Source organism: Armatimonas sp. (assembly GCF_043760365.1).
GTDB lineage: Bacteria > Armatimonadota > Armatimonadia > Armatimonadales > Armatimonadaceae > Armatimonas.
In genome coordinates, this window is record NZ_JAYUPA010000964.1 from 1 (window position 1) to 7,887 (window position 7,887).

At 59.6% G+C, this 7,887-nt stretch carries 9 protein-coding genes; 6 read left to right on the forward strand and 3 right to left on the reverse strand.

Features of this window, described 5'->3' with window-relative positions; genetic code table 11:
* The 4 genes from ACH2EH_RS24455 to ACH2EH_RS24470 all read left to right on the forward strand — a co-directional run.
* A partial coding sequence (locus ACH2EH_RS24455) for an alpha-L-rhamnosidase C-terminal domain-containing protein (protein WP_395145947.1) occupies positions 1–181 on the forward strand: 181 nt, incomplete at its 5' end.
* 33 nt (positions 182–214) lie between these two features.
* The gene (locus tag ACH2EH_RS24460) at positions 215–748 is read left to right on the forward strand and encodes an RNA polymerase sigma factor (RefSeq protein ID WP_395145949.1); all 534 of its coding nucleotides are present in this window, start codon (positions 215–217) and stop codon (positions 746–748) included.
* Positions 745–2,313: a hypothetical protein gene (locus tag ACH2EH_RS24465; RefSeq protein ID WP_395145951.1), complete on the forward strand. Its 1,569-nt coding sequence runs from the start codon at positions 745–747 to the stop codon at positions 2,311–2,313. Before ACH2EH_RS24460 ends, ACH2EH_RS24465 begins: the two co-directional genes overlap by 4 nt.
* Positions 2,314–2,365: 52 nt before the next feature.
* On the forward strand, positions 2,366–3,370 hold the full coding sequence (locus ACH2EH_RS24470) for a tetratricopeptide repeat protein (RefSeq protein WP_395145953.1): 1,005 nt from the start codon (positions 2,366–2,368) through the stop codon (positions 3,368–3,370).
* Here the strand turns inward: ACH2EH_RS24470 and ACH2EH_RS24475 are convergent.
* Both ACH2EH_RS24475 and ACH2EH_RS24480 read right to left on the reverse strand, forming a co-directional pair.
* Positions 3,321–4,172, reverse strand: coding sequence for a PHP domain-containing protein (locus tag ACH2EH_RS24475; RefSeq protein WP_395145955.1), 852 nt, complete (start codon positions 4,170–4,172; stop codon positions 3,321–3,323). The genes ACH2EH_RS24470 and ACH2EH_RS24475 overlap by 50 nt on opposite strands.
* A gap of 2 nt (positions 4,173–4,174) precedes the next feature.
* On the reverse strand, positions 4,175–5,086 hold the full coding sequence (locus tag ACH2EH_RS24480; protein WP_395145957.1) for an RNA polymerase sigma factor RpoD/SigA: 912 nt from the start codon (positions 5,084–5,086) through the stop codon (positions 4,175–4,177).
* Between the two features lie 146 nt (positions 5,087–5,232).
* Between ACH2EH_RS24480 and ACH2EH_RS24485 the strand changes: the two genes are divergently transcribed.
* Both ACH2EH_RS24485 and ACH2EH_RS24490 read left to right on the forward strand, forming a co-directional pair.
* Complete coding sequence (locus ACH2EH_RS24485) at positions 5,233–6,162, forward strand: tyrosine recombinase (protein WP_395145959.1); 930 nt, start codon at positions 5,233–5,235, stop codon at positions 6,160–6,162.
* Complete coding sequence (locus ACH2EH_RS24490) at positions 6,122–6,658, forward strand: 5-formyltetrahydrofolate cyclo-ligase (RefSeq protein ID WP_395145961.1); 537 nt, start codon at positions 6,122–6,124, stop codon at positions 6,656–6,658. The genes ACH2EH_RS24485 and ACH2EH_RS24490 overlap by 41 nt, the downstream gene beginning before the upstream one ends.
* Positions 6,659–6,760: 102 nt before the next feature.
* On the opposite strand, the gene ACH2EH_RS24495 is transcribed toward ACH2EH_RS24490, so the two are convergent.
* A partial coding sequence (locus ACH2EH_RS24495) for a Gfo/Idh/MocA family protein (RefSeq protein WP_395145963.1) occupies positions 6,761–7,887 on the reverse strand: 1,127 nt, incomplete at its 5' end.

The window sequence follows — 7,887 nt, forward strand, 5'->3', positions numbered from 1 at the left end:
GTGGGCCAAGCTTACCGTCCCCACTATCCGTGGCCCGCTCAAACTCGCCTTCGACACCCGGCGCGGCGGATTCGCTTTCGAAGTCGAGCTGCCGGGAAACGTCACCGCTGAGGTCACGCTTCCCGGCGAGAAGACCTTCCGAACGCTGGGGCCTGGAAAACATAAACTCTCACCGCGTTAGATTTCGGCTGCTTCCTCCGATGAGAGGAGTGTGATGTTTTTTCGTAAGCCGCAGATAACGGCAGAGCTTCTGCGAATACGGTATTTGGGGGTGGTGCTGGCCTATGTCGCCACCCGTGTGGGACGCGATGCCGCAGAGGATATCACTGCGGAGGTCTTTGGCGCGGCATTTCGGGCGCTCCACCGGTGCCCCGCTCCCGCTTCCTGTGGTGAGTCACACGACCCGGCACGGGCCTGGCTCTTTGGGATCGCGCGGCATAAACTGGCAGACCACTGCCGCACCCGCCGCGACGACCTGCCACTCTCGGCGAGCTTGCTCGCCTCCGGGAGCCCCCACGCCAGCGCCGAGTCCTCTGAGGAGACCCAGGCACTCCGCCAGCTTCTCGACCAGCTTCCACCCCTTCAGAAAGAGGCACTCCTGCTCAAGTATGTCGAGCAGCTCAGCCTCGCCGAGATTGCACTCGCGCTGGGAAAGTCCGAAACGGCGATCTCCCAGCTTCTCTACCGTGCTCGCCAGAGCGCCCGTGTTCACGGCAAAGCCTATTTTTGTGAGGAGGAATCTCTATGAATCTTGACGACGATCATGCTTTTCAGGCAAAACTTCCCGCGCTTCGAATTGCGCCCATGCCCAGCACGACTCTTGAGACACGTATCGCCGCCTTGGCCACGAAGCACCGACCCCACCGCATACTGGCACTGATGGTAGGGGGGGCTGCCGCTGGGACGTTCGCCGCGTTCGTTCTTGTGCCACACATAGCACTTGCCAGAGTATTAGAGGAAGCACAAAAGGGGCTGAAGGCGGAGCGACTCCATACTCGCATGACCTGGTTTGTCGGAAAAGAGAAGGCGGTGAAAGAGACCTGGTATGCGTCGGGAAAACTTCGGAGCGACTATCTCAGTAGCCAGGAGCATCTGATAGAGCTTGTTGAGAAGAATCGCCGCTGGCTCTACTACCCACATCTGAAAATTGCAACCTGGCAGCACAATACAAACACAATCAAGTGGATTGCCGATGCAGAAAGAGAGGCACGAGACGCAACGGAGGCGGGGATGCGTCTGCTGCGCCGTGAGCCGGGAGTCGTGGACGAAGGCGAGGTGGTGCTAGAGGGACGGCGCTTCCGGCGATTGACGCAAACCACTATCCAGAAAGAAGGGCTCCTACGCGGCGAGGTGCGCTCAGAGAGCTTGGTAGACCTGCAAGAGCAGCGACTGGCACGAGTTGAGCTCCAGATGCACGGATTTGGTGGCTGGAAGACGCGTGTTCGCCTGGAGTACTACGCGAACTCCCAAACACCAGAAGGTTTTTTTGAGCCAACGTTCCCCCGCGCAAAAATCTACAACCTGGATGCGTTTGGCGCAGAGATTGGCAGGCGCTTTGCGAGGCCACTCGCTGTCAAAAAATTCGCCTCCCGCACCATAGCCCTGCGTGATGTACAAGTGAACTCTGAGGGCGATATCTTCGTGCTCTTCACGGATGGCGCACGGGAGAATAAGCCACATAAAGAGGAAAGCACGTTTGATATTCCCACGGATAGCCTCAAAACGAAGTACACGGGAACGGCAGGCGCGATGGAGCCCTATATGGAGATGAGCAATGGAAAGGAGCGCGGGCTGACCGTCAATGGCGACATGATGCACGGTACCTGCTTCACGCTTGCCAAGCCGCTTGTAGGCAAGTGGAGGCCACGGACTCTCCAAATTCCGATTCACTTTAACGAACAAGTGGGGAAGAAGTACTACACACGCATTGCGAATTTCACCGTCCCCATTGCCCGCCCCAGAACCGCGCTTCTGCCAGACTACGCCGAGGCGCTCCAGATTCTCTCCCTGGCGGGTGGTGAGAAAGAGCGCTTTGAGAAAGACCGCGACTCGGGACGGCAGTCATGGGCCTGGAATGATAGGCGCTGGGCGGACTTGCTGGAGCTTACCGAGCGGAGCTTGAGACGCGACCCCGACGAGTTCTACTCGCGACTCTACCGTGTGCAAGCGCTACGGCACCTAGGACGACTGACTGAGGCACGCCAAGTGCTGAATACGCTGCTGCCCGAGGCGGGTTTCAATCAGAAAGAGGCCGACGATGAGAACAAAGCCCTGAGCCACGCGGAGCAAGGCAAGCCCGATTATGAGCCCTGAGGAATACACGGGTTTTGGGAACGTTCCCGCTCGGCGTTTCGTAGACAGATACATGGTGCAAATCCGAGTGTGGGGCGTGTTGCTGGTTCTGGGAGGCTGTGTGTGGGGCTGCAATGCCGTGCCTCTTACCGCAGCGCTCTGGAGCGATGCGGAGCGGCGTGAGGAGGCAGCGAGCTACTTTAACCAGGGAGTGCGTGCACAAACCGACGGAGATGGGGAGCAGGCGGATCGCTTGCTGGACCTGGCCGTGCTACTCCACGACGACGATGGCGAGGGAGCTTTCTACGTGGCGAAGCGCTTACTGGATGCGGTAAAGCCAGACACCGCAGTGCTACTTCTGGAAAAGGCGACTCAGGAACCAGGGCAGGGCAACAACCCGCTTCTCTACGGTGTTTTGGCACGTGCCTACACCATGCATGGACAGGAAAAAGATCGTGTAGAGCACTGTCGCAAAAAGGCCGACGAGCTGGTACGCGCTGCCCAAGCACTCCTAGGCAAGCCAGCCTCCCCAAGCCAACAAGTTCGCGAAGCAGACGTCCGCCTGTTGCTCTCGGCGGGGCGCTATTGTTCGGAGTTTGACGGAGATGTAGACAGTGCCATTGTCCTGCTACGAGGGGCCGTGGCTTTAGGTGACCCTAATCAGCCCACTCGGGCAGACGCACGCGCACGGAGCTTTTTAGGACTCACTCTGGCACAGAATCCGCGAGCGGCGAAAAGGATTGACGAAGCCTCCCACTTAACTCGGCTAGCGGCACAATACGACCCAAGGAACCCGGATCTACTGTTAGCCCATGGAGTTGCACTTCTCCACGGGGGAGATTTGTCTGGAGCGCAGCGGGTGCTTCGGGAAGCGACGGATCTAGATCCCAACAACGCCGAGCTACATTACTTACTTGGCAAGACCTACGCGCGGCAGCAGCTCTTTGCAAAAGCGGCGCTGGAGCTAGATCGGGCACTGATTCTGCGGCCCCGCTACGATCAAGCAGCGCAGGAGCGCAAGCGGCTGCCTAAACCGCTGCCCGTGCCAGTAAGCGCGCCGGAAGAAGATTTCTACTGAGGGGCTGACCGTCGCGAACAATCCCCAGGGGAACCTGCAGCTTATTGGCACCGTGAAAATCGGAGCCGCCGGTCACTAGCAGACGAAGCTTCTCCGCGAGCCGTAGAAACCGCGCTTCATCGGCGGGGCTGTAGCTGGAGTAGTACGCCTCAATTCCATCAAGGCCCAGTGCCTGGAGTGCCCGGATACGCGTCTCATAGGTCTCGTGGGCGGCGAGCCGAAGGAGACCGGGGTGGGCCAGAAAACAGAGCCCGCCAGCGTCGTGAACCAGGGCAATGGCATCGGCGGGCGAGAGGGTTTCTTTGGTAATGTAGGCGGCGGAATCATCGCCTAGGAATCGCGTAAAAGCCTCCCGTGTGTCGGTGACGGTGCCTGAGGCGACGAGTGCGGCGGCAAAGTGCGGACGTCCTAGATTTGCCCCGTCGGGAGCTACCGCCAGGACGTCGTCCATGGTGATTGCGACTCCGAGGGCATTGAGGCGGAGGATCATCTTCTCATTGCGCTCTCGGCGGTGCTCCGAGAGCTGGGAGAGTGTTTCATTGAGGCGCACGTGGCGAGGGTTGATCCCTAGGCCAAGCAAATGGCATTTTCCCGGGGCACCTTCTGCGGAGAGTTCCACGCCGGGCAAGAAGCTCATCTGAAGCTGCGTGGCTACTGCGTGCGCCTCCGCGACACCGGCTGTTGTGTCGTGGTCGGTGATGGCCAGAAGGGAGATGCCAAGGGCGTGCGCCGCCGTCACCAGCTCGGTCGGAGTCAGAGTGCCATCGGAGGCGGTAGTATGGGTGTGTAGATCTGCGGTCAAGCTTACGCCTGGAATAGCTCTTTAAGGCGGCCTTTGCGGGCTTCTAACCTGAGCTTACGCAGTGCCTGTGCCTCGATTTGACGGACACGTTCGCGGCTGATACAGAGCTCCTCCCCGATCTGCGAGAGGACACAGCCCTCGTCGCCATCGAAGCCAAAGCGGCGACGCATCACGATCCGCTCGCGCTCATCCAGAGCGTTGAGTACGTCTTCGAGGGTGGCACGCACCTCACAAACGAGCAGATAGTCCTGGGGATCCAGCGCGTTCTTATCGGTGAGCAACGCGCCCAGGGGGGTATTTTCCTCATCGCCCACGGGGAGATCCAGTGAGATCGGGTCCTGTGTCGTGTTCATCAGTGCGAGGACTTTGCGCACGGGCATCCCGGCACGGTCGGCGAGCAGGTCGGTACTGGGATCCTGGCCCAGCTCACGGCGCAGCTCGCTGCGAACACGATCGAGCTTTCGCAAGGACTCGGAGATATGGGCGGGAATGCGGATTGACTTGCTTTTGTTGTCTACGGCGCGGCCAATTGCCTGTCGGATCCACTGGGTGGCATAGGTTGAGAAGCGAAACCCACGGGTGGGATCGTAGCGCTCCGCTGCCGTCATTAGCCCGATTGCGCCCTCTTGCACCAGGTCTTCAAAGGGAATCCCCGATGAGCGGTAGGCCTTTGCGATAGAGACCACAAGCCGCATATTGGCTTCAACCAGGGTCGCACGGGCTCGTGTGCCATCGAGGCCGCCCAACGCGATCTTATTGGCTAAGCGAATCTCTTCCTCATGGGTAAGCAAACCCGCACGTGTTAGTCGGGTAACATAGGACTGACCATCGTCGTGAAAGCCAAGTGTCTCCGGTGCTTTCACACGTCCAACAGCGGTATTGGTGCGCACTCTACTCTGTGGCATAATCGCCATCGTCTGCCTGTCCTCCCTCACTAGTTCCACCAAATGAAAGGAATCCAAATCGGCTCCGTGAGCCACCTGGAAGTTCGGCACCTAAGCCGGGTATTCCTTCTTTGCTCTTGCGAAGTTCCCATTTTTTTTGTAAGACAGGAAAAGATATGTTTGTCTCCTCTGAAACACTGCGCGACGGCTTCCTGGAGCACCTGCGCCATGTTCGTCGTGCTTCGCCTCACACCGTTCATGCCTACGCAGAAGACCTACGCCAGTTTTGTGCCTGGCTGGAAGAAAAAGAGCTGTCGGATCTGACAGTACTCCCTCCCGCAGAGGTACGCCGCTATATAGCGTCACTGACGACGGAGCGAAATCTGGCAAAAACAACAGTGGCCCGTAAGGCGGCCTCGCTACGTGCGTTCTTTCGCTATCTTTTGCGTCAGGCAGTCATCACTCATTCACCGGCGCAGGAACTCCAGACCCCAAAACGTCCACGACCGCTCCCCAAAGCCCTCGCGGAAGAGCTGGTTGCAACTCTGCTCGCTTTCCCTGACCCCGCCCGGCCTGATGGCATCCGCGACCGAGCGATCCTTGAGACACTCTATGCCACGGGCTTGCGTGCCAGTGAGCTGGTTGCACTCGATACCTCGGACTTGGCTTTAGAGGCGAACGGGGAGGGGGAGATTCGCGTGCGCCACGGTAAAGGCGGCAAGGAGCGCCTGGCACTTCTGGGAAAGCCCGCTGTCGCTGCCTTGGAACTCTATCTCGGCACGGCACGCCCCGCACTGTCACAGGGCAAGCCCACTGCCGCACTTTTTCTCAATCGTTTTGGTGAGCGTCTTTCGGACCGGGCAGTGCGACGGCTCTTTGACCGCGCTTGTGGTAGCGTGTCGGTAGCGCATAAGATCACGCCCCACACCCTGCGCCATAGCTTTGCCACCCATCTTCTCGATCACGGCGCCGACCTGCGTGTTGTCCAGGAACTCCTAGGCCACGCCGATCTCTCATCCACGCAGATCTACACCCATGTGAGCGGCACGCGCTTGAAGGAAGTCTATGACAAGGCCCATCCCCTCGCTCAAAAACAGCAAGACTGAGTGGCGCGCTTGGGCGATTGCCGCACGCCAGGAGCTCGATCTGCCCGCGCTTTCTGCTGCTCTCCACGAAGCACTCGCCCCGGAGCTCGCCGCCGCGCAGCACACTCTACTCTACGCCGCCACCGAGGAGGAGCTGGATGTGCTAGGACTCGCAGCCCCCGCCGCTGAGCCGGGATGTTATTTGCCGCGCTGCGCCCCGAAGCGCCGCCTGGCGATCCATGCCTACCCGTGTTCGTTAGTTTTGAGCCGCTTCGGTATCTGGGAACCCGAGGCGACACTGCCGGAAGTCTCTCCGGAAATCCTCGATCTGGTGCTGGTGCCCGCGCTTGTCCTAGATCGGCGTGGCAATCGCTTGGGCTACGGCGGCGGCTACTACGATAGGTTTCTGCCGCGTCTGCGCCCGGACTGCCGGACGATTGGTGTCGCGCCGTTTCTGGTGGACGAGCTGCCCACCGATCCATGGGACGTGCCAGTTGGGATTGGACCCATCCCCTAGCCCCTTCCCTCAGGGCAGGGAAGGGGTGAGAAAACCCTACCTTACCCTCCTTCGTAGAGGGAGGGTGGCCATAGTGAGGAACGAACGAAGGCCGGGTGGGTTCTACGCCCTCGGCAGCACCCAGCCCTTGCGGTACTCGCGCTGGTAGCTCAGGTTCTGCATCGCCTTGGGCTCGTTGGTGACCACTTCCTTTGCGCCGTCCCAGTGCAAGACGCTACTGGCCTGGTAGGCGAGGTTGGCTAAGTGACAGACCGTGGTTGTCTTGTGCATCGAGGCGATATTAGAGCGTGTGGTGCCGCGCGACTTGTGGCAGGCGATCAGCTCACCGACATGCGCGGGGAGGCCGTTCATCTTCTGGCCCATGTCAATCGGGGCGGGCTTCTCCACAGGATTGCCCGCCGCATCGAAGATAGACCAGCCGTTGCGGTCCAATAAGACACTGCCGTTGCTCCCTAGGAAAAGCGCACCATGGCTGCGCCCGGTGAGGCCGCTTTCCGGCTGCCCATTGATGCCCGCTTTCTGATTGCCCACGTGCACCTCCCACTGGAGCATCCAGCCGGGGAACTCCAGCAAGGTAATCTGGGTGTCCGGGGTCGTGCGGTCGTCGCCTTCGCCGACGAAGAACTTGCCGCCTAGGCTCATCACTTTGGTGGGCATCACAAAATCATCGGTGGGATTCATGGCCTGGAGTATATTATCCATCATGTGAACCCCCCAGTCGCCGGTCATGCCGCCCGCGAAGTTGAAGTACCAGCGGAACTTGTAGTGGCAGCGGTTCTCCTGGTAGGGAAGCATCGCGGCGGGCCCTACCCACATATTGTAGTCGAGGTCGGCAGGAACGGGCTTGGTGGCTTCCTTGCCCATCACGGCAGCATTCGGGTCCTGCACCCTCCAGGCGCGGCAGACATTGATCTTGCCCAGCTTGCCCGAGCGCACGTAGGCCACGGCATCAATGTACTGCTGAAGCGAGCGCTGCCAGGTTCCCACCTGCACGATTTGCTTGTGCTTGGCCGCATGGTTGACCATCTGGCGGCCTTCGATAATATTATGAGAGATGGGCTTCTCGGTGAAGATGTCTTTGCCCGCCTGCGCGGCATGAATCGCGATAAGCGCGTGCCAGTGGTCAGGCGTCGCGTTGATGACCAGATCCACGTCCTTGCGCTCTAGCACTTTGCGGTAGTCTTTGATATGTTCTGGAGTATTATCGCGCTTCTCATCAACAATAAACT

Coding starts and splice junctions, on each gene's coding strand:
- ACH2EH_RS24460 (WP_395145949.1), top strand. CDS start 215: ATGTTTTTTCGTAAGCCGCAGATAACGGCAGAGCTTCTGCGAATACGG.
- ACH2EH_RS24465 (WP_395145951.1), top strand. CDS start 745: ATGAATCTTGACGACGATCATGCTTTTCAGGCAAAACTTCCCGCGCTT.
- ACH2EH_RS24470 (WP_395145953.1), top strand. CDS start 2,366: ATGGTGCAAATCCGAGTGTGGGGCGTGTTGCTGGTTCTGGGAGGCTGT.
- ACH2EH_RS24480 (WP_395145957.1), bottom strand. CDS start 5,086: ATGGCGATTATGCCACAGAGTAGAGTGCGCACCAATACCGCTGTTGGA.
- ACH2EH_RS24485 (WP_395145959.1), top strand. CDS start 5,233: ATGTTTGTCTCCTCTGAAACACTGCGCGACGGCTTCCTGGAGCACCTG.
- ACH2EH_RS24490 (WP_395145961.1), top strand. CDS start 6,122: ATGACAAGGCCCATCCCCTCGCTCAAAAACAGCAAGACTGAGTGGCGC.